Source organism: Thermomonas sp. (genome assembly GCF_019104945.1).
Classification (GTDB): domain Bacteria; phylum Pseudomonadota; class Gammaproteobacteria; order Xanthomonadales; family Xanthomonadaceae; genus Thermomonas.
The window spans coordinates 33,306-58,075 of the sequence record NZ_JAHRWW010000010.1 but is presented as its reverse complement, the minus strand read 5'-3'; the positions used below and the strand labels follow the sequence as shown (position 1 = coordinate 58,075).

Annotated in this window: 23 protein-coding genes and 1 pseudogene; 16 read left to right on the top strand and 8 right to left on the bottom strand. The window is 56.7% G+C overall.

The window, feature by feature from the left end:
• Positions 1-8 precede the first annotated feature (8 nt).
• From KUL77_RS02620 to KUL77_RS02595, 6 genes are all read left to right on the top strand, one after another.
• Positions 9-821, top strand: coding sequence for a M48 family metallopeptidase (locus KUL77_RS02620; protein ID WP_297143328.1), 813 nt, complete (start codon positions 9-11; stop codon positions 819-821).
• 100 nt (positions 822-921) lie between these two features.
• A complete protein-coding gene (locus tag KUL77_RS02615; protein WP_297143230.1) occupies positions 922-2,022 on the top strand; it encodes a hypothetical protein in 1,101 nt (366 codons plus the stop codon).
• 153 nt (positions 2,023-2,175) lie between these two features.
• The gene (locus KUL77_RS02610) at positions 2,176-2,850 is read left to right on the top strand and encodes an energy transducer TonB (protein WP_297143227.1); all 675 of its coding nucleotides are present in this window, start codon (positions 2,176-2,178) and stop codon (positions 2,848-2,850) included.
• An 81-nt stretch (positions 2,851-2,931) separates the two neighbouring features.
• Positions 2,932-3,684, top strand: a complete 753-nt coding sequence (locus KUL77_RS02605; RefSeq protein WP_297143224.1) for a MotA/TolQ/ExbB proton channel family protein — start codon at positions 2,932-2,934, stop codon at positions 3,682-3,684.
• 71 nt (positions 3,685-3,755) lie between these two features.
• On the top strand, positions 3,756-4,148 hold the full coding sequence (locus KUL77_RS02600; protein WP_297143222.1) for a biopolymer transporter ExbD: 393 nt from the start codon (positions 3,756-3,758) through the stop codon (positions 4,146-4,148).
• Between the two features lie 33 nt (positions 4,149-4,181).
• The gene (locus tag KUL77_RS02595) at positions 4,182-4,562 is read left to right on the top strand and encodes a biopolymer transporter ExbD (protein WP_297143325.1); all 381 of its coding nucleotides are present in this window, start codon (positions 4,182-4,184) and stop codon (positions 4,560-4,562) included.
• 90 nt (positions 4,563-4,652) lie between these two features.
• Here KUL77_RS02595 and KUL77_RS02590 read toward each other — a convergent pair whose 3' ends face one another.
• The 6 genes from KUL77_RS02590 to KUL77_RS02565 form a co-directional block, all read right to left on the bottom strand.
• Complete coding sequence (locus KUL77_RS02590; RefSeq protein ID WP_297143219.1) at positions 4,653-5,405, bottom strand: pyridoxine 5'-phosphate synthase; 753 nt, start codon at positions 5,403-5,405, stop codon at positions 4,653-4,655.
• The gene (locus tag KUL77_RS02585; RefSeq protein ID WP_297143217.1) at positions 5,402-5,659 is read right to left on the bottom strand and encodes a hypothetical protein; all 258 of its coding nucleotides are present in this window, start codon (positions 5,657-5,659) and stop codon (positions 5,402-5,404) included. Before KUL77_RS02585 ends, KUL77_RS02590 begins: the two co-directional genes overlap by 4 nt.
• A 36-nt stretch (positions 5,660-5,695) precedes the next feature.
• Entirely contained in the window at positions 5,696-7,132 is a 1,437-nt protein-coding gene (gene cls / locus KUL77_RS02580) for a cardiolipin synthase (RefSeq protein ID WP_297143215.1), read from the bottom strand.
• Between the two features lie 9 nt (positions 7,133-7,141).
• Complete coding sequence (locus KUL77_RS02575) at positions 7,142-8,956, bottom strand: SLC13 family permease (RefSeq protein ID WP_297143211.1); 1,815 nt, start codon at positions 8,954-8,956, stop codon at positions 7,142-7,144.
• A gap of 82 nt (positions 8,957-9,038) precedes the next feature.
• Complete coding sequence (locus tag KUL77_RS02570) at positions 9,039-10,076, bottom strand: class 1 fructose-bisphosphatase (RefSeq protein WP_297143209.1); 1,038 nt, start codon at positions 10,074-10,076, stop codon at positions 9,039-9,041.
• Between the two features lie 7 nt (positions 10,077-10,083).
• A complete protein-coding gene (locus KUL77_RS02565; RefSeq protein WP_343231527.1) occupies positions 10,084-10,254 on the bottom strand; it encodes a transposase in 171 nt (56 codons plus the stop codon).
• A 141-nt stretch (positions 10,255-10,395) separates the two neighbouring features.
• On the opposite strand from KUL77_RS02565, the gene KUL77_RS02560 reads away from it, so the two are divergent.
• From KUL77_RS02560 to KUL77_RS02525, 8 genes are read left to right on the top strand one after another with little or no spacing between them, the layout of a single operon-like run.
• Positions 10,396-11,004: a TetR/AcrR family transcriptional regulator gene (locus KUL77_RS02560; RefSeq protein ID WP_297143206.1), complete on the top strand. Its 609-nt coding sequence runs from the start codon at positions 10,396-10,398 to the stop codon at positions 11,002-11,004.
• Positions 11,001-11,984: a secretion protein HlyD gene (gene hlyD / locus KUL77_RS02555; protein ID WP_297143203.1), complete on the top strand. Its 984-nt coding sequence runs from the start codon at positions 11,001-11,003 to the stop codon at positions 11,982-11,984. The genes KUL77_RS02560 and hlyD overlap by 4 nt, the downstream gene beginning before the upstream one ends.
• A 4-nt stretch (positions 11,985-11,988) precedes the next feature.
• Positions 11,989-13,734, top strand: a complete 1,746-nt coding sequence (locus tag KUL77_RS02550; protein ID WP_297143200.1) for an ATP-binding cassette domain-containing protein — start codon at positions 11,989-11,991, stop codon at positions 13,732-13,734.
• Complete coding sequence (locus tag KUL77_RS02545; protein ID WP_297143197.1) at positions 13,731-14,858, top strand: ABC transporter permease; 1,128 nt, start codon at positions 13,731-13,733, stop codon at positions 14,856-14,858. The genes KUL77_RS02550 and KUL77_RS02545 overlap by 4 nt, the downstream gene beginning before the upstream one ends.
• Before the next feature lies 1 nt (position 14,859).
• On the top strand, positions 14,860-15,984 hold the full coding sequence (locus tag KUL77_RS02540; RefSeq protein ID WP_297143194.1) for an ABC transporter permease: 1,125 nt from the start codon (positions 14,860-14,862) through the stop codon (positions 15,982-15,984).
• Complete coding sequence (locus KUL77_RS02535; RefSeq protein ID WP_297143321.1) at positions 15,981-17,501, top strand: TolC family protein; 1,521 nt, start codon at positions 15,981-15,983, stop codon at positions 17,499-17,501. Before KUL77_RS02540 ends, KUL77_RS02535 begins: the two co-directional genes overlap by 4 nt.
• A gap of 26 nt (positions 17,502-17,527) precedes the next feature.
• The gene (locus KUL77_RS02530; RefSeq protein ID WP_297143191.1) at positions 17,528-18,661 is read left to right on the top strand and encodes a lipid A deacylase LpxR family protein; all 1,134 of its coding nucleotides are present in this window, start codon (positions 17,528-17,530) and stop codon (positions 18,659-18,661) included.
• A gap of 13 nt (positions 18,662-18,674) precedes the next feature.
• Positions 18,675-19,133 carry a cytochrome c gene (locus KUL77_RS02525; RefSeq protein WP_297143188.1) on the top strand — a complete coding sequence of 153 codons (459 nt, stop codon included), beginning with the start codon at positions 18,675-18,677 and terminating at the stop codon, positions 19,131-19,133.
• Positions 19,134-19,206: 73 nt separating this feature from the next.
• On the opposite strand, the gene phhA is transcribed toward KUL77_RS02525, so the two are convergent.
• Positions 19,207-20,097, bottom strand: a complete 891-nt coding sequence (gene phhA / locus KUL77_RS02520; protein ID WP_297143184.1) for a phenylalanine 4-monooxygenase — start codon at positions 20,095-20,097, stop codon at positions 19,207-19,209.
• Between the two features lie 133 nt (positions 20,098-20,230).
• Here phhA and KUL77_RS02515 point away from each other — a divergent pair, with 133 nt between their 5' ends.
• Positions 20,231-20,710: an Lrp/AsnC family transcriptional regulator gene (locus tag KUL77_RS02515; RefSeq protein ID WP_297143182.1), complete on the top strand. Its 480-nt coding sequence runs from the start codon at positions 20,231-20,233 to the stop codon at positions 20,708-20,710.
• A 15-nt stretch (positions 20,711-20,725) separates the two neighbouring features.
• Here KUL77_RS02515 and KUL77_RS02510 read toward each other — a convergent pair whose 3' ends face one another.
• The gene (locus KUL77_RS02510) at positions 20,726-22,231 is read right to left on the bottom strand and encodes an FAD-dependent oxidoreductase (protein WP_297143181.1); all 1,506 of its coding nucleotides are present in this window, start codon (positions 22,229-22,231) and stop codon (positions 20,726-20,728) included.
• Positions 22,232-22,443: 212 nt separating this feature from the next.
• Between KUL77_RS02510 and metE the strand changes: the two are divergent.
• A pseudogene (gene metE / locus KUL77_RS02505) lies at positions 22,444-24,734 on the top strand (5-methyltetrahydropteroyltriglutamate--homocysteine S-methyltransferase).
• Positions 24,735-24,770: the final 36 nt, after the last annotated feature.

The following is a 24,770-nucleotide window of genomic DNA, read 5'->3' as shown; positions in this document are numbered from 1 at the left end:
TAATGACGATGGTGAATCCAGCACGCGGGCTGGGCTGGGCGGTGCTGCTCGTGCTGGCGGCCTGCGCCACCAGCACCTCGCCCACGGGGCGCACCCAGTATGTGGGCGGCGTGTCGCAGGCACAGCTAGAGCAAATGGGGCTACAGGCCTTTGCTGAAGCCAAGAAAGAATCGTCGCTGTCGAAAGACCCACAGCTCACCGCCTACGTGGGCTGTGTGGTGCGTGCCGTCACCGCCCAGCTGCCCGCGCCTTGGAACCAAGTGCGCTGGGAATACGCATTGTTCAATAACAACGAAACCAACGCGTGGGCGCTTCCTGGTGGCAAAATCGGGGTGTACACCGGCATTTTCACCGTGGCGAAAAACCAGGATGAATTGGCGGGCGTGATCGCACACGAGGTGGGGCACGTGGTCTCGCGCCATCACGACGAACGCATTACACGGCAGCTCGCCGCGCAAACCGGGCTGGGGCTTGCTGGGGCGTTGGTGGGCGCGCGCTATGGGGATGCCGCCACGCAAACCACGCAGCAGTTGGGCGGCGCACTGCTGCAAGGCACCTTCCTCCTGCCCAATTCCCGCACCCAAGAAAGCGAGGCGGATGTGGTGGGGCAGCAGCTGATGGCCAAAGCGGGATTTAACCCGGAAGGCGCCGTCGCGCTGTGGCGCAATATGGCCGCTGCGGATGCCAACCGGCCGCCGCAGTGGCTTTCCACCCATCCAGACCCGCAATCACGCCTACGCGAGCTGCAGGCGCGTGCGCAAGGCTTGCTTCCGGTGATGCAGGCCGCACGCAAAGCGGGCCATACGCCGAAGTGCCGTTGAACCACGACATTTGGCATGGGTAAAAGCCCGTACACTCTGATACGTTCCCCATATTGCCCGCTTGCGATATAGTGCGGCTCCCGCCATTGAGGTGAACACCATGTACCTGCAACTTCGCCGTCCTCTCGTTACTGCCTTGGCCATGGTTCTTGGCGTGGCGCTCGTGGCACCTATGGCGCATGCGGACCCGCAATCGGCGGGCAGCCGCCGCGATCGCTCGCAAAGCAAGAACAAGAAGGAAGAAGCGGCCAAACCGCCGCTGTATCCCAATGCCAGCCGCAAGTCGCCGGAAACCAAGGCCTCGCAGAAGCTGATCAAGCAGCTGCAAGCCATGCAGGAAAAGTACGAAAAGGATGACTGGGCAGGCGTCACCGTGGCCGCCGATGAAATTGGCGCCAATGCGGCGGCGAACGCCTACGACAAGTCCATCGCCTATTCCATGGCGGGTAATGCCGCGTCCAATCTCGACGACCAGAACAAAGCCGCCGACTACTTCGCCAAAGCGGTGGCCGCCGATGGGCTGGACAACGATGGCCATTATTCGACTATGTTGAACTTGGCCATCATCTTGTACCAAGAAGAGAAGTACGAAGAATCGATGAAGGTATTGGACCGTTTCCTCGCCGAAACGAAGTCCGATAAGCCGGATCACATCGCCATTCGCGGCGCGCTGCTCTCTAGCCTTAACCGCAATGTCGAAGCGGCCGAGGTGTACAAGTCGCTGTTTGAAAAAAATCCAAGCGACAAGCGCATGCTGATGAATGCGGTGTCGGCGCTGCAATCGGCGGATAAATTCCCCGAAGCCAATGTGCTGATGGAAGACGCTTACAAGCGCGGCATGCTGACCGAGCAGCGCGAACTGCGCTCGCTCTACGTCGGCTACATGAATGCCGAGCGCTGGGCTGATGCACAAAAGGTCATCGAAGACGGCGAAGCCAAGGGCATCTTGAAGCCCGGCCCAGATTTAGGCCGCGACTTGCAAGTGCTTGCACAAAACGCCTATTTTGAAGACAAGCTGGCACAAGCCATTGCCCTTTATCAGCGCGCTGCGCCGATGATGGACGACGGCGAAGGCTATCTCAATCTTGCCAAGGTGCTCGATATGGATGGCAAGAAAGCGCAGGCCAAGGACGCCGCGAAAAAAGCACTCGAAAAGGGTGTGAAAAAACCGGCGGACGCCAAACTCATCCTGTCACGTTGAGAAATTCAGCACATTTTTTTGCTTATATCAGCGCAAAGACTTGGAACAAGTCGCAGCATTTGATATAAACTTGACAGTTCCGGCGATGTAAAAATCGCTACCGAATTAACTCTGGTGTGAACCACCAGAGCCCCCCACACAAGAGCCGTGCGCATGACGGAAGATCTCGCCTACATCGAGAAGAAAGATAGCCGCGATAGCGAAGAATTGAACTGGCCTCGCATTGCCGGCATTAGCTTCGCCATCGCGCTTCACGCGGCAGCCCTGTTGCTGCTGTTGGCCCCAATCTCACCTCCTGCTCAAGACGTTGAGAAGCAGGACGTGGTGAGCGTGACCTTTATCGAGCCACCGCCACCGCCACCGCCGCCGCCACCACCGCCGCCGCCGACGGACAAGCCGCCGCCGCCGATCAAAACCTTGGCGCCGCCAACGGTGAAGACCGTGCTGCCGCCGCCGCCGGAAGATCCGCCGGTTGTGCTGGATCAAGCGCGTGCTGTCGATACCGTTGCTCCGCCGCCGTCGCCACCGCCGCCGCCGTCCGCAACCCCGGACATCGGCTCCAGCGTGGATCCATCATCGCGTGGCATGAACCCGCCGAAGTATCCGCCGGAAGAAATGCGTCGCGGTATTCAGGGCACCACCATTTTGATCGTTAGCATCGACGCCAGTGGCGGCGTGCTGGATGTTGAAGTGGAGAAGTCCAGCGGTAACCGCAACTTGGATCGCTCTGCTATGCAGGCTGCACGCAAGTGGCGCTTCAACCCGGAAGTTCGCAATGGTCAGAAAGTGGCCAGCCGCGTACGCGTCCCGGTTGAGTTCAAGATGTAATTGTTAGTGCTCCACCTGCTGTATCCCACGTTCGCTGTAAATTTGAACCACCTCCATCCACGACATCCAAAGGTATAGGGTATGTTGCAAGAAACGACTGCTGCCGCTCCTGCCGCTGCCGGGGGCAACAATGCCGCCGCGCTGCAGGCGATGGGCTTTGACCATCTGATCCAAAACTTCGACGCGGTAGGCTGGGTAGTCTTCGTGACACTTGCCATTATGTCGCTGATGTCTTGGTACTGGATCATCATCAACTTCCTAAAGAACATGCGTCTGCGCGGCCGTGCCGATCGCGTGGTTAGCACGTTCTGGGAAACCACTAATGCCCAAGACGCCATCCGCTTCATGGAAGAACAGCCGAAGTCCGAGCCGTTCTCCAAGATCGCGCTGGACGCCGCCCAAGCCGCCGCGCACCACCAGCGCAATGACGGTTCCAAGCTGGCCGAATCGCTGAACCGTTCGGAATTCGTTGATCGCGCCCTGCGTCAGGCCGTGACCCGCGAATCGCTGGGCCTGGAAGACGGCTTGACCGTGCTCGCCACCGTGGGTTCGGCTGCACCGTTCGTCGGTCTGCTGGGTACCGTGTGGGGCATCTACCACGCCCTGATCAAGATCGGTTCTTCGGGCGACGCCTCCATCTCGGCCGTGGCCGGTCCGGTGGGTGAAGCGCTGATCATGACCGCGATCGGTCTGTTCGCCGCGATCCCGGCGCTGCTGGCGTACAACGCCTTCGTGCGCTTCAACCGCATCACCAACAACCAGTTCGACACCTTCGCCCACGACCTGCACGATTTCTTCGCTACCGGTTCGCGTGTTGGCGAGACGGGTCGTTGATCGTAGCGCACTGGAACTGACGGAGGCCCCTGACCATGGGTGCAAGTGTTGGTAAACAAGAAGGCGGCCCAATGGCCGAAATCAACGTCACGCCGCTGGTAGACGTGATGTTGGTGCTGCTGATCATCTTCATGATCACCACGCCGCTGATGAACCACAAGGTCAAGGTGCAGCTGCCTGAAGCTCAGGTCATCAAGAAGGAAGAAACCAAACAAGCAGTTCCACCGATCACCATCTCGGTGACCGAGAACGGCGATTACTTCCTGAATGATGAACCGTCCACCAAGCAGGCGATCGAAAGTCGCCTGTCGGTGGAAGCCCAGAAGATGCCGCAGCCGCCGGTTCAGATCCGCGCTGATAAGACCACGCAGTATCGTCTTATCAACGATGTGGTAAAGATCGCGCAGATGCAGGGTATGGCAAAGGTCGGTTTTGTGACCACGCCGCCCAAGAAAGGCCAGTAAGGAGAACGAACAATGGCTGCAAGCCAGAGCGCGATGGCCGAAATCAACGTAACGCCCCTCGTGGACGTGATGTTGGTATTGCTGATCATCTTCATGGTCACCATGCCGATCCAATCGGTGCCGGTGGACGTGGACCTGCCACAAAAGACCGACAAAAAGCCGGATAACCCCAAGGAACCACCCAAGCCCATCGAACTGCGCATCGCCGCATCCGGTGAGGTGTATTGGAACAACACCTTGGTGGACGTCAGCCAGTTGGAACGTCAGATGGTAGAAACCGTGGCACAGGACCCGACCAACCAGCCGGAACTGCAAATTGACACGAATGAAGCCGCTGAATACGGCGTGTTGGCAAAGGTTTTGGCTGCGGCCAAGAATGCCGACATGTACAAGATTGGCTTTGTACAGAAGTAAACATTGACTGCTCCGGTTTGCGGAGCGCGTCGTGGATGACGAAACGCCGCCCAATGGGCGGCGTTTTTTTGCCTCAAGAAATCAGTGGCTTCAAGATGCTTCGACAATGCGGCGATAGGCGCGCACGGTAGCCACGAGGCCGTCGTACAGCGCTTCACCGATCAGCGCATGGCCAATCGACACCTCTTGTACTTGCGGCACGTTGGCAAGAAAACTGGGGAGATTGGCTTGGTTGAGATCATGCCCGGCATTGACCTCGAGCCCGGCCTGCTGGGCGCGGCGCGCGGTATCAGCGGCCGCAGCTAGGGCAGCTTCAGGGTGGCCTGATGCAAAGGCTTCGGCGTAGGGGCCGGTGTAAAGCTCCACGCGATCGGCACCGAGCGCCGCGGCGGTGGCAACGTCGGTGTCGCCCACATCCACAAACACGCTGACGCGTGCGCCGAGTGCTTTGAACTGTGCGATTAAAGGCGCAAGCTGGCGGCCATCGCGGGCAAAATTAAACCCGTGGTCGGAGGTGAGTTGACCGTCACCATCGGGCACAAGGGTCACCTGCGCAGGCCGCACGCGTTCGCACAGAGCCAATAGCCCAAGATAGCCAGGGCGAGGTGGGGCAAACGGGTTGCCTTCCACATTGAATTCTACGTTACGTTCGCGGCAGAGCTGGCCAAGGGTGAGCACGTCGTCGTGGCGGATATGCCGCGCATCCGGGCGTGGGTGCACGGTAAGGCCATGGGCACCGGCGTCCAAGCAGGTGATGCCAGCGCGGAGCACCGAGGGTTCATCGCCGCCGCGCGAGTTGCGCAGCACCGCGATTTTGTTGAGGTTAACGCTAAGAACAGTCATGGTTGGGGGTCATCCTCTGCTTGAGCTTGTTTGCGCGCCTGTGCCTGCTCACGCAGGCGGCGCAGTTCGGAAAGGTCGATGGCGGTGGTGATGTCGCGCGGGGTTTCGGGAAAACGCGCGCGGTACATCGCATAGACCCAGACGAGGAAGAAGACAAATGCGGCGAGCAGACAGGCCGCGAGTAGGCCGGTGGACGTGGTGAGCATGGCAAACGCCATCGCGGCGATGGAAAAAAGAAGAAAAAGCCAATGCATGCGCAAATGTCCGTGGAAACTAGGCGCAGTGTACGGTCAAAGCAGCGGCGCAAACAGGCGCGCAAAGGCTTCGGGGAGGCGCACGGCAAGAAGTGGTTTGGGGCGCTGCGCAGAAACTTGCTGGGCGTGCTGAAACTCACCAGTAAGCAGGTCTGAGAGCTGCTCGGCAACACGCGCCGAGTTCAATAGGAGCGAAGCTTCAAAATTGAGCCGAAAGCTGCGGTAGTCGAAATTGGCGCTGCCAACGATGGCGAGCTGATCGTCTACAAGTAAGGCCTTGGTGTGCAGCATGCGCGGGCCGTATTCATAGACTTTGACGCCGGCACTGATGAGGTCGTCGTAAAACGAGCGCACACACAGGGTGACAAGCAGGCTATCGCTGCGCTTGGGTACCAATAAGCGCACATCGAGCCCGCCGAGTGCTGCCGAGGTGAGCGCCATCAGCGCCGCTTCACCGGGAACAAAATAGGGCGTGGCGAGCCAAACGCGGCGTTTGGCATCGTGAATGGCGCTGACGTGGAGGCGGTGGATGGCTTCCCAAGGCGAATCGGGGCCGGAGGTGAGCAGTTGCACATGGACGCCGCCGGGGCAGGAACGCGGCATGACGCAGGCGATTTCGTTGATGAAATTGCGGCCACCAGTGGCGTAGGCCCAGTCGTCAATAAAGAGATCTTGCAGTTTGCGAACGGCGTCGCCTTCAATACGTAGGTGAAGGTCGCGGTAGGCGTCGGTGCGACGTCTTGGATCTTCTTCGTCGGTCAGGTTGATGCCGCCAATAAACCCAACGCGGCCGTCGATGACCGCGATCTTGCGGTGGGTGCGCAGGTTCACCAAAGGTCTGCGCCAAGGCAACCAGAGCTTGGGTGGGTGAAACCAAGCCACTTCGCCTCCGGCGTCAATAAGCGGCTTGAAAAACGTGCGGCGGGCACGCTTGGAGCCAACCGCGTCGATCAGTAAACGCACCGCAATCCCGGCGCTGGCGCGTTCGATGAGGGCGTCCCGAATGGACCGCCCGGTATGGTCGGGCTCGAGGATGTAGTACTCCAAGTGGACGTGGTGGCGGGCGCTGGCAATGGCCTCCAGCAGTGCGGGGTATTTGCTGCAACCGTCCACCAGCAGGCGCACGTCGCAGGCCGTGGTGGGGGCGTAGCCGGTGGTGGATTGCGCGAGGGTGCGTAGTTCTTGGGTGCTTGCGTCGTGCTCGCTTGGCGGTAAGGCAAGCCGCGTACGCCGTCGCCGCAGGCGCTGGCGGGTGAGCCGCTGCGGGCCAAAGATGTAGTAGATGAAAAAGCCCAGATACGGCAGCGCGGCCAAGCTGATGAGCCAGCTCAAAGTGGCCACAGGCTCGCGTTTTTGCAGCAGGATCCAGCTACCAAGACCAAGAAAATAGAGAACCCATGCGGCGGTGAGCCAGGCACGTGCGTGCGGCAGCGCTAACAGGGTGTGCCAGAGGTGCTGCAGCGTTTCGAGCATGGTGTGAATTTAGCCGATATGCGGCAGCAACGGGCCACCCATCCACAACCAACGCGCCATCCATGCGCTCACGAAAGCGGCTAAAGCGGTGAGCGGCAGGCCGATGCGCAGAAAATCGCCAAAATTGTATTGGCCGGGTTTCAGAATAAGCAGATTGCCGTGGTGGCCAATGGGGGTGAGAAAGGCGACCACGGCCCCCAGCGCCGTGCACACGACGAAGGGCGCGGGCGGTAGGCCAAGCACTTGTGCGGTGGCGATGGAAATGGGGCCAAGCAAGGCGGTGGTGGCGGCGTCGCTCATCACCTGGGTGAGCAGCGCGGCGAGCGAGAACATCACCAACAGAATAGCCAGCGGCGGCCAGTGGGCGATGAGGTGGGAAAGCCCCTGTGCAAGCAGGGCCGCTGTGCCGGTTTGTTCCATGGCGATGCCCAGCGGAATGACCCCGGCGATCATCACGAAGATGCGTGTGTCGATGCTGCGGTAGGCCTGTTCCACGTCGATGCAGCGGGTAGCCACCAGCGCGCAGGCGCCGAACAGGAAGGCCAGCTGCGGTGGCAGCCATTCGGTGACCGCGGCCAAAATGGTGGCGCCTAAAATGGCGAGCGCCAGCGGTGCGCGGAGGCGGCGCTTGGCCTGCCCGGAGAACGGTACCAGCATCAGGAAGCCGTGGTGGCTGGCGAGTTCGGCAAAGCGCGTGGGCTGCCCCCAGAGCACCAGTAGGTCGCCTTCGCGCAGGCGCGCGTCGGAGAGGCGGTCGGCCATTTGTTCGCCGCGCCGCCAGAGCCCGGCGATCACGGTATGAAAGCGGCGGGCGAAGTCGAGTTCTCGAATGCTGTGGCCGATAAATTCTGAACCTGGCGCCACCACGGCTTGCACCAGCTGCGCTTTGCCCTCGCCTTCGGCGCAGTTGCCAAAGCGCGAAATGGCGTTGAGATCTAGGCCGGTATCGTCGTGCAGGGACAGCAGTTCGTCGGCGGCGGCTTCGACTAAGAGTACGTCACCCGCCAAGAGGGGGCTGCTGGCGCCGAGGTCGTCGCGGCGTTGTCCGTCGCGCAGCCAGCCGATCAGGCGGAAGCGCTGGCCCAGCACTTTCTGCAGATCGCCCAGCGGGCGCGTGCACCAGTGGCCTTCTTTCACCACAACCAGTTCGGTACGGTAACGGTCGAGGCGCAGGTAATCGTCGTCGTTTTGCTCGCCGCTGCGTTTGGGCAGCAGCCAGCGCGTCAGCAGCATATAGGCGGTGCCGACAAACACCAGCGCCACACCAATCGGGGTAATGGAAAAAATACCCAGCCCATCATCACCGCTACGCTGCAGCATATCGTTGGCCAGCAGAAAGGCGGGGGCGCTGATCAGGGTTAAGGTGGTGCCGAGAGAGGCCGCCAGCGACATCGGCATGAGCAGACGCGAAGCGGGCAGATGGCGGTTGCGCGCATGACGCAGCAGCAACGGCAGCATCATCGCGGTGACCATCACATGATGGGTGAATGCGGAAAGCAGCGCCACCAGCGGCATCACCACGGCGATCGTGCGCCATTCGGCATTGCCGGAGGCGCGTTCCACCAGCGCGCCGAGACGCTCGCTAATACCGGTGGCACCTAGTGCGCCGGAAATGACGAAGACCGAGGCGACGATAATGGCCGGTTCACTGGAAAAACCCGACAGCGCTTGGTTGGCGTCAAGCAGGCCAGTAAGCACCAGCGCGGCCAATACCAAAATGGCGGACACGTCGATCCGCAGCCTTTCGCTGATAAAAAGGTATAGCCCACCGATCAGGATGATCCCGAAGGCGAATTGTGGCCAGAGTTGCTGAATGAGGTGCATAAGCCGTCATTCTGCCCTTAAAAAGAGCAAAGGCCGAATCACCGGGTGGAATGGTGAGCGCAGGATGCGTTCTGTAGCAAGATCACGCGTTGGCTTGATCATGCGCTTGATGGTAGCGCACGGCGGCTTCCACTTCCGCCTTCGAGCCTAAAAACACGGGAACCCGCATATGCAGGCCGCTGGGCTGCACGTCCAGCATACGCTGACGCCCGGTGCTGGCCGCGCCGCCGGCTTGTTCCACCAGAAAGCTCATGGGGTTGGCCTCGTACATCAGGCGCAACTTGCCGCCCTTGGGGGCGCATTTGCTGTCTAGTGGGTAGCTGAAAATACCGCCACGGGTGAGGATGCGGTGGACGTCGGCCACCATGCTGGCCACCCAGCGCATATTGAAGTCTTTGCCGCGCGAGCCTTCTTTCCCGGCGAGAAGGTCACCGACATAGGCCTGCATCGGCGCTTCCCAGAAGCGCTGGTTGGACATATTGACGGCAAATTCCTTGGTTTCTTCTGGGATTTGCATGCCCAGCGTGGTCAGCACAAAACTGCCCACTTCGCGATCGAGAGTGAAGGCGTGGGTGCCATGGCCGACGGTAAGCACCAGCATGGTGCTGGGCCCATAGGTGCAATAGCCTGCAGCGACTTGCGCAGTGCCAGGCTGTAGAAAGTGTTCGTCGGAGGGTTCGGTGATGCCTTCCGGGCAGCGCAGCACAGAGAAGATGGTGCCCACCGAGATATTGACGTCGATATTGGAGCTGCCATCCAAGGGGTCGAACATCAGCAAGTAGTTGCCGCGCGGATATTTGTCGGGGATGCGCTGCGAATGGTCCATTTCTTCCGAAGCAAGCCCAGCAAGGTGCCCGCCCCAAGCGTTGGCTTCCAGAAGAATTTCGTTGCTGAGCACGTCGAGCTTCTTTTGCGCTTCGCCCTGCACGTTGATGCTGGCCTGCCCGTTTTCACCGGCATCGCCCAGCACGCCGCCTAGCGCGCCCTTGCCTACGGCAATGGAAATGCGCTTACAGGCGCGGGCCACAACTTCAATAAGCAGGCGCAGCTCGGGATTGATGCGCCCTTCGCGCTGTTCTTCAATGAGAAAGCGGGTGAGAGAGATGTTCGGGTTCGACATGGGTAGATCACCTGAAGCCGGAAGATGCGCCATTGTCGCCGAAGTTGTTGCGCCACAGGTAGTACGGGACTTCGCTGAAGCCGTATTGACGGCATAGGTCATTGATCGCCATGCCGGTGTCGACCTCGCGCAGGAAGCCGATGATCTGCTCTTCAGAGAAGCGCTTCTTTACGTCCAATTTCGTTGGGCCGAGAGACTGGACTCCGGATCGACGAGCTACTCAAAAGTGGGGAATGTCGGTTTAGAGCTTCCCTAAGAAGGGTTGCACTCTAAAAATTTTTAAGTAAGATAGTAATTGATTACTTACTTTGAGTGTTTTATGAATGAGTCACCGAGGTACTTGCCTGCTGAAGAACGGCGTGCAGCCACTGTCGAGACGGTTGTAAGTTTGGCTGCTGAGAAGAATCCAAGTGATATCACCACGGCGGCGATCGCCGAGCGTATGGGGCTGACGCAGGGTGCGCTGTTCCGTCACTTTCCAAGTAAAGACGCCATCCTCGAATCAGTTATGCAGTGGGTGTCAGAGCGCTTATTGGCCAAGGTCTATGCCGCCTCAGAGAGCTGCGCTTCGCCTGTCATGGCGTTGGAGGCGGTGTTTATGGCGCATATCTGGTTCGTGGCTGACCATCCCGGTGTGCCAAGAATGATGTTCGGTGAATTACAGCGTCCTGGCGAGACCATGACGAAGAAAATGGTGAGTACGTTGGTAAAGAGCTATGGGATTCGTCTTAGAGCTCTGTTTGAAGCAGGCAAAACAAGTGGCGAGTTAGATCCAAGTTTGGACATCGATGCGGCAACGGTGTCATTTATTGGTGCGATACAAGGCCTAGTGATGCAGTCGCTGTTGATTGGAGATGCCGAGCGGATTCGGAAAGATGCGCCGGGCGTTTTTGCTATCTATCGCCGCGGGATTGGAGCAAGCGCATGAACTCAAAACACATTGTGATTGTGGTCGCTGCAATCGTAGTAGCGGTGGTGGCATGGCTTGGTATCAAGCAGGCAGGCTACTCAGATACAGCGCTCACGCTGTATGGCAATGTGGATATTCGCGAAGTGCAGTTGGCGTTTAGACAGCCCGGGCGGTTGCTGGAAATGTCGGTGGACGAGGGAGACGTGGTAACAACGGGGCAGCCAATTGCCAAGCTAGATGACAGAACGTTCAAGGATGCCTTGGTGGCAGCGGATGCGTCTGTGCGGGTGGCGCAAGCAGAACTTAGCAAGTTGCAGCAGGGGCTACGGCCGCAAGAGGTGGCACAGGCAAGCGAAGCGTTGAAGCAAGCGCAAGCGCTCGCATTGGATGCAGAACGTAATTTCCAGCGACAAAACAGCTTAATTGAATCGGGCGCTAGTAGTCAGCGCGTGGTTGATGCTGCAAAAACATTGCGTGATCAAACTGCTGCAGGTGTAAAAGCGGCACAAGCAGCGCTTTCACAAGCAAATGAAGGGTATCGCAAGGAAGATATTGTGGCGGCGCAAGCGCGTTTGGCAGCGGCGCAAGCCAGCCGCGAACAGGCGGCTACAGCGCTTGCTGATACAACGCTGAACGCACCAAGTGCGGGAACTATTCTGGCGCGTGTCCGTGAGCCAGGTAGCATGATCACAAGTCAAAGTGCGGTGTATAGCTTGAGCTTAAATACGCCGGTTTATGTGCGGGCCTATGTCGGCGAGCGTGATTTAGGGCGCATAGCACCTGGTACGCGCGTAATTGTAACGAGCGATGCTTCAACCAAGCAGCATTTAGGCAAAATTGGTTTTATCTCGCCGCGCGCAGAATTTACGCCAAAAACGGTAGAAACCACCGACCTGCGTACCGACCTCGTGTATCGCTTGCGTATTGTGTTAGACCAAGCTGATGCATCACTACGGCAGGGCATGCCGGTTACGATCCAAGTGGTCGCGGGGGAGTAGCGTGATGCACTCCCTTGCCTGCGTTGAGCCTGCGGTTGTCATAGACGATGTCAGTAAAAATTTTGGCGGCGTGCAAGCGCTGCGCAGTTTAACCGCACAAATTGCGTATGGGCGCCTCACTGGTCTCGTGGGACCAGATGGGGCAGGAAAAACGACCTTGATGCGCATTTTGGCAGGTTTGATGGTGCCCAATAACGGACAAGTAACCCTTGCAGGGTTTGATGTTGTGCGCGACAACGATGCGGTGCATGCGGCCAGTGGCTATATGCCACAACGGTTTGGCTTATATGAAGATCTGTCTGTAATGGAAAATATGCGGCTATACGCGCAGTTGCGCGGTATGAATGCAGCTCAAAATGGTGCGTTATTTGAAGAGCTGCTGGAATTCACCAAACTGGGTCCATTTACAAGGCGTTTGGCAGGCAAGCTCTCAGGCGGAATGAAGCAAAAATTAGGCTTGGCTTGCGCGCTGATGGCGCGTCCGAAGGTGTTGCTGCTAGACGAACCAGGTGTAGGCGTGGACCCAGTAAGCCGCCAAGATTTATGGCGCATGGTGCAAGCGCTTACCGACGAAGGCATGGCCGTGGTTTGGTCCACTGCTTACTTAGATGAAGCTGAGCGCTGTGAAAGTGTGTTGCTACTGAATAATGGTCAGCTGTTATACGAAGGCCCGCCACAAGTACTTACTGCACAGTTGGAAGGGCGTAGTTTTAGACTAGAAAATGTCGGTAAGCAGCGCCGTGAAGTGTTGACGCGTGCGCTTGATTTTTCCAGCGTGAGCGATGGCGTTATTCAAGGGGCGGGTGTACGCCTTGTGCTTCGTAAAGGTGCTGAAGTAGAAGAAGTCAAAGTACTTGCCGCGCAAACAGGAGTGTCATTATTCGCCGTGCCAGCACGCTTTGAAGATGCTTTTATTGATCTCTTAGGCGGCGGCCCTGGTGGCACGTCGGCATTGGCTGAGCGAATGCCAGAGGTCGTGTTGCAGAAAGATGTTGCAGTTTCTTGCCATAAGCTAACCAAAAAATTTGGTGAGTTTACTGCTACAGATAACGTGAGCTTTGAAGTAAAGAGAGGCGAAATTTTCGGCCTGCTAGGGCCAAATGGTGCAGGTAAATCGACGACGTTCAAAATGCTGTGTGGCCTGTTAAAACCGACTTCTGGTGAAGCGCATGTGGTTGGGCATGATTTGCGCACAGCAACGGGCGCGGCAAAAAAACAGTTGGGCTACATGGCACAAAAATTTTCCTTATATGGCTTGCTTTCTGTTCGTCAGAATTTGGAATTTGCAGCAGGTGTGTATGAGCTGGAAGGCGAGATTCGCAAGCAACGTATCAAAGAAATGATTGAAACATTTGACCTTGCAAGCTGGCTATCTTCAGCGCCCGATGCTTTGCCATTAGGACACAAACAGCGACTGGCACTAGCCTGTGCATTGATGCATCGCCCACCGGTGATGTTTTTAGATGAACCAACATCCGGAGTTGACCCACTGACGCGGAGAGAGTTTTGGACGCACATCAACGGGCTCTCGCGCAAGGGTGTCACCATTATGGTGACCACTCATTTTATGGATGAAGCCGAATACTGCGACCGCGTGGCAATGTTATCGCATTCGCAATTGATTGCTTTGGATACACCGGACGCACTAAAGCGCATGGCCGCAACGTCTGAACGGCCAGACCCAACAATGGAAGATGCTTTTATTTATCTCGTTGAGACAGCAAGACAGGCTCGGGATGCTGCTGTATGAAGCACGTGATTGTGGACCGAAAGCGGCTCATAGCATTGGTTTATAAGGAGAGCCTGCAAGCATTACGTGATCCATCCACGTTGTTGATTGCCTTTGTGCTTCCTATAGTGCTGCTATTGCTGTTTGCGTATGCTGTTTCATTGGACGCAAAGAATATACGGATCGGCGTGGTTGTAGAATCGGACTCTGCATCCGCACAGGAATTGTCAGCTGCGTTTGCGAGCACAAAGTATTTAGACGCGAAATTTGTGCATGATCGCCGGGATGTATCCGAAAAGTTGGTCTCGGGCGCGCTACGTGGCTACGTTGTAATTCCGCAGGATTTTGAGCAACGCATGGCACGGCCTGGTGATGCACCACTGGTACAGGTTGTGACCGATGGTTCATATCCGAATACGGCCAACTATGTAGAGAACTATGCCAAAGGTGTGGTGCTTACTTGGCGCAATAACTTAGATGTGGCTACGCCAGCACAAGTCGTAGTGCTAGAACCTCGCTATTGGTTCAACCCGGAGCTTGAAAGCAGGCGTGCATTGGTGCCTGGTGCAATTGCTATCGTGATGACCATCATCGGCACAATGCTTACCGCACTTGTAGTGGCGAGGGAATGGGAGCGTGGCACGATGGAGGCGATGCTATCCACGCCCGCATCAGTGGCTGAGATTTTAATAGGAAAGCTCTTGCCGTACTTCGTGTTAGGAATGGCTGCAACCTTAGGTGCATCGGTCTTGGCGGTGCTTGTGTTCGATGTGCCGCTACGCGGTTCAATGGCATCGCTGTTGCTGCTTTCAGCAGTATTCATGATTCCCGCATTAGGGCAGGGGTTATTGATCTCATCATTGGCTAGAAATCAATTTCTAGCCGCACAAATTGCGCTGTTTTCAGGGTTTCTTCCTGCGTTTATGCTCTCCGGTTTCTTGTTTGAAATTGATGCAATGCCGGCGCCGATTCGTCTATTGACGTGGTTGATTCCGGCGCGTTATTTCGTGGATTCACTAAAAACCGTATTTCTCGCAGGAGATGTGTGGGCGGTGTTTGTTCCGAACCTGTTGGCGATGTTTGCGATAGGGGCAGTATTTTTCATGCTCGCCAAGCGCGCAACACGTAAAAATTTGGAGGCCTGAGATGCATAAACTATCGGGCCTGTTTTTATACACGCGACTACGAGCGCAGTTCATCAAAGAAGTGTTGAGTGTCTTACGTGACCCACGAAGCCGGATGGTAGTTTTTGTGCCTCCTATTTTGCAGCTATTGGTATTTGCATTTGCTGCAACACTTGAAGTACGTAACGTAGATGTGGCGGTATATAACCAGGACGCTGGACGATGGTCGTATGAGTTGGTACAGCGGCTCGATAGCGCGCATTTCATCCATCGCGTCGTGCGTGTGGACAACGCGCGCCAACTGCATGCGCTAATCGACAAGGGACAGGTGATTGCTGCGCTAGACATTCCTGTGGATTTCTCACGCACTATTGCCTCCGGCGGTGGTGGAAAAGTGCAGGTGGTAGTGGATGGGAGGCGCAGCAATTCCGGCCAGATCACGGTTTCCTATCTGACGGCGATCGCGTCGGACATCGGGGCGGAAGTCACGCCAGAGGTACAGCCGGGGTCGCCCGTCGTGGTGCGTCACTGGTTCAACCCAAATCTAACCTATCGTTGGTTTATTGTGCCTGGGCTCACCGGTATTTTGGCGCTCTTCAGTGCGCTGCTCATCACCTCGCTTTCCATTGCGCGCGAGCGAGAAATGGGCACATTTGATCAGCTTCTTGTATCACCGACGTCAACGCCGGAAATCATCGTTTCCAAATCCTTGCCCGCTCTGGTTATCGGGACGGTGCTGGGGCTTTCGATGGTGGCGGCGGCGGTGGGTATTTTCGGTATTCCGTTTGCGGGCTCTTTCATTCTTTTATTATTGAGTTTGGTGCTTTTTATTCTCTCTGTGGTAGGCATTGGCCTGATGCTGTCTGCGGTCAGTATGACTCAGCAACAGGCTATTTTAGGCGCGTTTGCTATTGGTGTACCTGCGGTATTGATGTCTGGGTTCGCTACGCCGGTAGAGAACATGCCTGTTGTATTGCAATGGTTTGCGCAAGTCATTCCTCTTACGCACTTTCTTGTCATTGTTGAAGGTAGTTTTTTGAAGGCAATGCCTTTAACCGATATTTTTTCCAGTCTGTGGCCGTTGGCTTTGATCGCGTTGTGTTCTCTTTCGATCGCCACCATTTTTGTTCGAGGACGTTTGCAATGACTTCATCTATCGCATTTCCCGTCCCGTGTCTTCGGCCAATCGTATTGGCTATCAGCGGTGTGCTACTCACTGCCTGCATGAGCGTTGGCCCAAATTACAGCCGACCGCCGTCGGTAAATATTGGTGATGGCTGGGCTCAGCCGACGGTATCTGCGCAGTCGCCTCAGAATTTGAGCAAGTGGTGGCAGTCGCTGGGTGATCCTGTGTTATCGCAATTGGTGACTCAGGCAATGGCGGATAATTTGGATATTCGTCAGGCGATGGCCCGTATTCAAGAGGCGCGTGCACAGCGCGATCGTGCATCTTCTGGCGCAATGCCAACGGTCGGTGTAAGCGCTGGGACCACGCGGCACGAACAAAGTGAAAACGGGCCTCTTCCAATTCGCAATATTCCCGGTGTTGAGCGTCAACAAACCATTTATGAAGCAGGGTTTGATGCTGCGTGGGAATTGGATCTATTTGGTCGAACGCGGCGTGCAGTTGAAAGTGCAGAAGCCAGTATTCAGGCCACCCAAGCTGATGCCGACGGTATTCGCATGAGTATCGCTGCGGAAGTGGCGCGTAGCTATTTCAGCATGCGTGGTGCGCAGCGCGAGCTGACGGTGTTAGAGGCCTCGGTTGCCACGCTGCAGAAATCGTATGCGCTAACACAACGTCGTTATGCAGTAGGCGATGTGGCCATGGCAGATGTAGATGCTGCGCGTGTTCAACTCTCTGCGGCTACAGCTGGATTGCCAGCACTACAGGCGCGTATGCGTGCGTCAGCACTGAGTATTGCGGTGTTGCTTGGGGCAAACCCAGAGACCGGTCTGGCGTTATTTAATACGCAGACGCCATTACATGAGGCCCGGCTTAGCCCCATTCCAGTGGGGGAGCGCGCCGATATTTTGCGTCGTCGTCCTGACGTGATTGCAGCAGAACGTCGGTTGGCCGCAAGAACGGCGGAAATCGGTATTGCAATGGCGGAGCTGTTCCCAAAATTATCTATTTCTGCAGGTGCCGGATTCCAATCACTTGAATTCGACAGCTTGCTAAATTCAGCCAGCCGATCGTTTCTGGTCAAACCCGTGGTTTCGTGGCGTCTCTTCGATGGAGGACGTGTGCGCGCAGAAATTCATGCCAGTGAGGCGCGAGAACAACAGGCTGCACTTGGATATGAAAAAGCTGTTTTAGCCTCGTTAGCTGATGCGGAGCGGGCGTTAAGTGACTATCGGTTTGGTTTAGATACACTGGCCCTTCGCGCTACTGCGCGTGATGCCGCACGTAGTCGCCACTCTAGGGCCAAGGTACGTTTTGCTGCAGGTGACAGTGCGCTAACAGAACTGCTCGTTCAAGAGCGTGAGCTTTATGATGCCGAGTCTGCTTATGTGCGGGCTTATACAACTGCTTCAACGGATTTAGTGGCGTTGTTCAAGGCGCTTGGCGGGGGCTGGGAGGGACAGGAATTAATATCTAAACAGTCGGTTGAAGTTGACGAAGATACAACGCTTGTGCCTGTGGTAACGGGTGTGAGGTAACACAAGTGTGTGGTTTTTTACGTGCGTTGGCTGCGTCTCTTGCGCTGGGTTGGCTTAGTTTTTTTCCAGTATTGGCGCAAGGCCAAGAGCGCTCAAGTTCAGATGGCGCTTGTTTGCCTGAGCAGGTGTTGCAGTTACGCGGCGGCACATTGCGCTTAGAAAATGATTTATTTAGCGGAACAGATCAGAACTATACCAATGGCGTTGCGGTTACAGCCGTGTCGCAAGACCTGCAAGGCGCATTACGCACAGATTGTCTGCCGCGTGTGGTAGCGCTTTATACGCGTTTTATTGGCTGGGTTGACCCTAGTTTTTTGCAGAGTTCGAGCGAAGAATCGGAGTTACAAAATTTGGTTTTGCGTGCTGGGCAGTCGATGTTTACACCTAAAGATAAAGTCCGCACCGATTTGATAACCGACGACCGCCCCTATGCGGGGTTGCTTTATTTTGGGTTGGCATGGAACCGTCGCGTACACCCAAAGGCATCGCAGTACGAGCTTCTTGACATACGTGAGATGACCTTAGGCGTGATTGGGTCGCTATCGCTTGCAGAACAAGCACAGAATTTTGTGCATCGTGTGCGAGGTATTGAGCGCTTCCAAGGGTGGGGCAATCAGCTAAAAAACGAACCGGCGTTTCAAATGGCGATGGAGCGCAAATATAAGCCGTATTCTGAAGGTGCAGTTCGCTCCGGTTGGGGCAGTGATGTGATTGGCAGTTATGCGTTGCGCTTTGGCAATATTGAAATAGCAGCAAATGTGGGCGTCGAATTTCGTACAGGATGGAACATCCCAAATGACTTCGGCAGCTATCCCATTCGGGCAGGGGGCGAAAATAGGCCGCCGTCGAATCTTGCTGACTTGCGCGTGCGGCAGCCTCGCTCGGCTCATGCGCCCAAACCCGGTGCGCACCTGTTTCTCAACCTCGAAGCCAAAAGCGTTGCATGGGATTTTTCATTGGATGGCAATGCATTTCGCAACAGCCACCGCGTACAGCGTCGCCCTTGGGTAGCCCAAGCAGCAGCTGGGATCAGTAGCCAATGGTTGGTTGCTGGTCACGGCATGCGACTTGCCGTAATGCGCGTTTGGCGCACGCGAGAATTTGAACAGCAAGTTGGTAGCCACGCTTTTGGTTCTATCGCGCTCAGTATCGAGCTTTAATTCGGAGGGTGTTATGCGTTTTTTTATTAATCCTGTATGGGCAACTGTAGCTTTGCTGTCTCTTGCGGTTTCGACTACTGCATATGCGCAAGCAACAACAGGGGCCAACACCCAAAAACCAATGTACCTCAAAACGGTGATGACGCAATTAAACCGCGATATGCAGTCGGTTGCTGGGGCAATTTCGAAGGAAGATTGGGCCGAGGTGGCTGCATTGGCCCCAAAAATTGCAAGCCACCAGCAACCACCGATGTCGGAAAAAATGCGTATTTTGCCGTGGCTAGGTTCTAATGCAGACAAGTTTCGAGGTTTTGACGAACAAGTGCATCGCGCTGCAACAGAAATGGGTGAAGCTGCGAAGCGTGGCGATGGGCAGGCCACCATCAATGCTTTTGCTAAAACGCAGCAAAGCTGTCTCGCCTGTCATCAGAACTTCCGCAAGCCTTTTGTGACGCACTTTTATGGGAAGTGATGTGGTTGCACTATTCTCGTAGACTGTGAGGAAGCTGTTCAACGGCTCCTTCGCAATGGCGACGAGACTTGCGCTAAACGTCGCCATCGTGTGACCACCCCTCGCCGCTGCCTTGGTGGAGCACGCGATCCGCATCGAGCACGTCACCGGCGGCGTACAGCGGTTGCTCCTGCAAGCGCGCATAGATCGGTGCGAAGTCGGGACGGGTGGCGTCGATCAATTCTTCAAAACTATCGATGACGAAATAGGTTTTTTGGTAGCTGTCGATCCGGTAGCGCGTGCGCATCACGCGTTCAAGATCAAAGCCGATGCGGTTGGGCGCGGCACTTTCCAAGCTATAGATAGACTCGCCTTTTGAACTGACGATGCCCGCGCCATAAATGCGCAGCCCGTTGGCTTGGCGAATGAGACCAAATTCCACGGTGTACCAGTACAGGCGCGCTAGGAACATCAGCGCTTCTTGGCCGTAGGCGTGGGCTTTGACGCCGCCTTTGCCGTAGGCTTCCATGTAATTGGCAAACATGGGGTCCATCAGCAGCGGCACGTGGCCGAAGAGGTCGTGGAACAGGTCGGGTTCGGCGATGTAGTCGATTTGGTCGGGGCGGCGGATCCACCAGCTTACCGGGAAGCGGCGGTTGGCAAGGTGAGTGAAAAAGTCCAGCTCGGGCAATAAGCCTTCCACGGCGATGACCTGCCAGCCGGTGGTATCACCCAGTGGTTTGTTGAGTTCTTCGAATTTGGGAATCTGGTGCGCGTTCATGCGCAGCATGGTTTGCGCGTGCATGAAGGCGTCGCAGGCGCGGCCGGGTAAAATATCGAGCTGGCGCCGGTAGAGCTGCTGCCAGACGCCGTGGTCGGTGGCGCTGTAGTTGTGCCAAGGTTGTTCAACAATCCCGGTGGCGTACACGGGAACGTAGCCTCGGTCGGTGTGCTGGCTTTCAACGCGGCGCGGTTGGGCAGACATGGCGGTCACTATTAAGAGAGAGAGAGCTAACCTGCCAAGCCTAAGCGGAATATCACGCAAGATGGATGCATTATTGCGTTCTTATTGGGTTTATATGCAATATGCGTGCGTATTTTTTGAATAATTGAAAGAAATGCGCGTAGCCGAGCTGGATAAAGTGGACTTGATGTTATTAGCCGAGCTGCAGCGCTCCGGGCGGCAGACCAATGCCGAGTTGGCCGAGCGGGTGCATTTGTCGGCATCGGCCTGCCTGCGTCGGGTGCAGCGGTTGGAACGTGAGGGGGTGATTAGTGGCTATCGCGCGGAAGTGGACGCCGAGCGACTGGGGCTTGGCCTGCAAGCGTTTGTGCGGGTGCAGCTAAAGAGCCACGATGCTGCGCTGGTGGAGCAGTTTGCAGGTTTAGTCAACCTCTGGGAGGAAGTGGCCTCTTGCTATGCGCTTACCGGTGAGAAGGACTATCTGTTGCATGTCATCGTGCGCGATCTCGACCATTTTTCGCGCTTTCTACTCGACAAGCTGCTGGCGCAGGCGCAGGTGGACGATGTGAATTCGAGCTTTGTGCTGCGCACGGTGAAACGTGCGCAGGCACTACCGCTGCCGCCGGAAGATTGACCGGCAGCGCGGGGACTAACGAAGCTGCGGCTGGAGCGCGAGCAGGTCGCGATCGCGGCCGATGGCGGCGGCGGCCACGAGTGCATCGTCATGGTAGAACTTAGCGAGGCAGTCGTTGTCTGCCGGGCGGCCCTCCACTTCCACGCGTGTCCAGCCACGACCGTGGCCGAGATAACGTAAGTCGATGCCGTAATGGTGGGTCCAAAAAAACGGCGGGTCGTCGAAGGTATGCTGATCGCCCAGCAGATTTCCAGCTACGGCCTGCCCTTGGCGTTCGGCATGCACCCAGTGTTCGACGCGGGCAAGACCATCGCCGTGTGGATAGCGGGCCACATCGCCGCAGGCATATACATTGGGTAATGCGGTGCGTAATTGCGCGTTCACCAAAATGCCGTTATCGCAGGCAAGATTGGCCTGTTCGGCAAGCGTGGTGCGCGGGCGCACGCCCACACCCACCAGAACGGCATCGACATTCAACGTTGTGCCGTTAGAAAGCGTGAGTGTGCGGCCATCAAACGCCTGCGTCTGGCATTCCAAATGAAAGTGCACGCCATTGCTGCGGTGTAATTGGACAAGGTGATCGGCCAGTTGTGTGCCGATAATGCGCGCCAGTGGCAGCGTTTCAGGGGCGATTACGTGCACATCCAAACCGCGTGCACGCAGCGCGGAAGCGGCTTCCATTCCTATAAACCCAGCCCCCACCACGGCCACGGATTTGGCGTCTTTTACTCCTGCAATCAAACGTCGGGTATCGCTAAGGCTGCGCAGGGTATAGACATTAGGAAGGTCAAAACCCGGCAGCTTGAGATGCACCGGTTCTGCGCCGGTGGCCAGCACGAGTGCGTCGTAGTCGAAGCGCTTGCCCGCTTTGGTGGTGACGTAGTTATCTTGCAGATGCAACGCGCCAACTTCGGTATTGATCTGAAGGTCGATGTGCTTTTCTGCATAAAACTCGGGCGGCTGCAGCGGCATCCACTCTTCAGGAGCGCTACCGGCGAGATAGTCTTTCGACAAATTCGGACGATCCACGGGGGCGCTGTCATCATGGCTGAGCAGGGTGAGGCTGCCTGCGTAACCGCGCTCGCGCAGGCGCTGCGCGCAGGCAAATGCAGCGGCGCCTCCCCCCACGATCACAACGCGCTTGGGAGCTTGCGCAGGCGCGGGCGTGGCCTTGTTGTCGGCGGGTTGTTCGGAACGCACAAACACACGCTCGCCTTCGATCTCCACCTTCCAGCAGGATAAAGGCGCAAATGCTGGGGCTTTTTCCGCGGCGCCGGTGCGTAGATTGAAACAGGCGTGGTGCCAAGGGCAGCGGATTTCATCCCCCACGCGCAGGCCTTCACCCAGCGGGCCGCCATAGTGGGTGCAGCTGCCGGAAACAGCGTGAATTTCGCCGCTGACTTTGGCCAGCAGAACGCTTGCATCACCCACGTGTCCGGCTAAAACACCGGTGTCAGGAATGGCCGCCAGCGCAACGCCTAGGCTGAAGTCGGGTGAAGGTTGCGGTGCAGGCTGTGACATAAGAGCTCCCTTAGGCGATATGCGGCGGCGTCACCACGATCCTATGCCACGCGCATGAAAACTATGTCATGACGCAGGAAGTCGCCGTATTGGGCATATCGGTATTCACATTCGTTCTTGACAGCAATTAGGGAAGGTTGCAGGATGCAGTTTCTTAATTCATCGCTTTATCTTGATGAAGCGATATAAATAAATCACATAAGGAATGGATCATGACCGTCGTAGCAAATCTTGGTTTCCCGCGCATCGGCGCGAAGCGTGAACTCAAAAAAGCACTCGAACGCTATTGGCGTGATGAGAGCGATGCAGAAGAACTTCTCACGCAGGCGGAAACACTGCGTAAAAAACATTGGACGTTACAGCGCGAGGCCGGTGTGGACGTGGTGCCATGTAATGATTTTTCGCTGTACGACCACGTGCTGGACACCGCGGTATTGTTTGACGCGATCCCTGAGCGTTACCAGGCGCTACTGCAAGAAGACGCGTTGCAGGGTTATTTTGCGATGGCGCGTGGCTACCAGCGCGAAGGCGTGGATCTGCGTGCGCTGGAAATGACCAAGTGGTTTGACACGAACTATCATTACATCGTGCCGGAGCTGCACGCTGGGCAAACCTTCCGCCTGCGCAGCTTGAAGCCGCTGTATGAATATCAAGAAGCGGTGGCCGAAGGGCATGTGGCACGCCCGGTACTCTTGGGGCCGGTGAGTTTCTTGAAGCTGGCAAAAACGGTGGATGGCAGCGATCCGCTGGCCCTGCTTGCAAAGCTCTTACCCGCGTATGCCGAATTGTTGCAAACGCTCAAAGGTGCGGGTGCGGAATGGGTGCAGCTGGATGAGCCTTGGCTAGCTTTAGACGTGGATGCCGCCACGCGGCAGGCGTACCAAGAAGCCTATGTGTTCTTGAGCAAGCAGCAAAAGCCGAATCTACTGGTGGCGACCTACTTCAATGCACTTGCAGGTAATCTTGCATTGGCGGCGGCGCTTCCTGTGGAAGGCTTGCATGTGGACCTTGTGCGCGGCAAAGCGCAGCTCAATGAGGTGCTACGTGCGCTGCCCGAAGACAAGCTGCTATCGCTGGGCTTGGTGGACGGGCGCAATATCTGGCGCAGCAATTTAGACGAAGCGCTGGTGCTGGCGAAGCACGCACAAGCGCAGTTGGGACGCGAGCGTGTGCAGCTTGCACCGTCGTGTTCGCTGCTCCACGTTCCTGTGGATTTGAACAACGAACATAAGCTCGATGCTGAGCTGAAATCGTGGCTGGCATTTGCGCGGCAAAAATTGTCTGAACTACGCACGCTCGCGGATGCTTTGGATGGCAAGCCAGGTGTGGAAGATGCATTGAGCGATGCACGCACGCGTTTGGCCACGCGCCGCTATTCACCGCGCGTACACAACGCGGCTGTCGCCAAGCGTATCGCCACACTAACGGCCGATGCCGCGCGCCGCGGTTTGCCTTATGCGGCACGGCGCGAACTGCAAGAACAGCGTTTTGCGCTGCCGCTTTGCCTACCACCACGATTGGATCATTCCCGCAAACGTCTGAAGTGCGGCAGGCGCGTGCGCAGCATAAATCGGGCAAGCTTGGGAATGCGGAGTATCAACACTTTCTGCGTGAAGAAACCGCACGCTGTGTGCATACCCAAGAGCAGCTCGGCCTCGATGTGCTGGTACACGGCGAGTTTGAACGCAACGACATGGTGGAATATTTTGGTGAACAGCTTGCAGGCTATGCCTTCACCAGCAATGGTTGGGTACAAAGCTACGGCAGCCGCTGCGTAAAGCCGCCGCTGATCTATGGCGACGTGTCGCGCCCCAAGGCCATTACGGTGGAGTGGTCGCGTTACGCACAGTCGCTCACGGACAAGCCGATGAAGGGCATGCTGACCGGGCCGGTCACTATGCTGCAATGGTCGTTCGTGCGCGATGACCAATCACGCGAAGACACCTGCAAGCAAATCGCATTGGCGCTGCGCGATGAGGTAACCGATTTGGAAGCCGCAGGAATTGGCATCATCCAGATCGATGAGCCGGCATTGCGCGAAGGCTTGCCGCTACGCCGCAGCGAATGGTCGGCGTACCTGCAATGGGCAGGTACGGCATTTGGGATTACCGCTTCGGGCGTGCGCAACGATACGCAGATTCATACGCATATGTGTTATGCCGAATTCAACGACATCATCGAAGCGGTGGCCGCGATGGATGCTGACGTGATCTCGATTGAAACCTCGCGCTCGCGGATGCAGCTGCTCGACGCGTTCCAAAAATTTGAATACCCCAATGAAATTGGGCCGGGCGTGTATGACATTCACTCGCCGCGTATTCCTGAGGCGGGTGAAATGAAAGACCTGCTGCGCAAGGCGGGCGAAGTGTTGGAAACGCGTCAGATCTGGGTGAACCCGGACTGTGGCTTAAAAACCCGCGGATGGCATGAAACCTGCGCGGCGCTTGAGCATTTAGTGGAGGCCGCGCATAGCGTGCGTGCGGAGCTGGCGCACACACACTAATGCCCAACAATAATCGGGAACCTTTTTTGCGCTGCT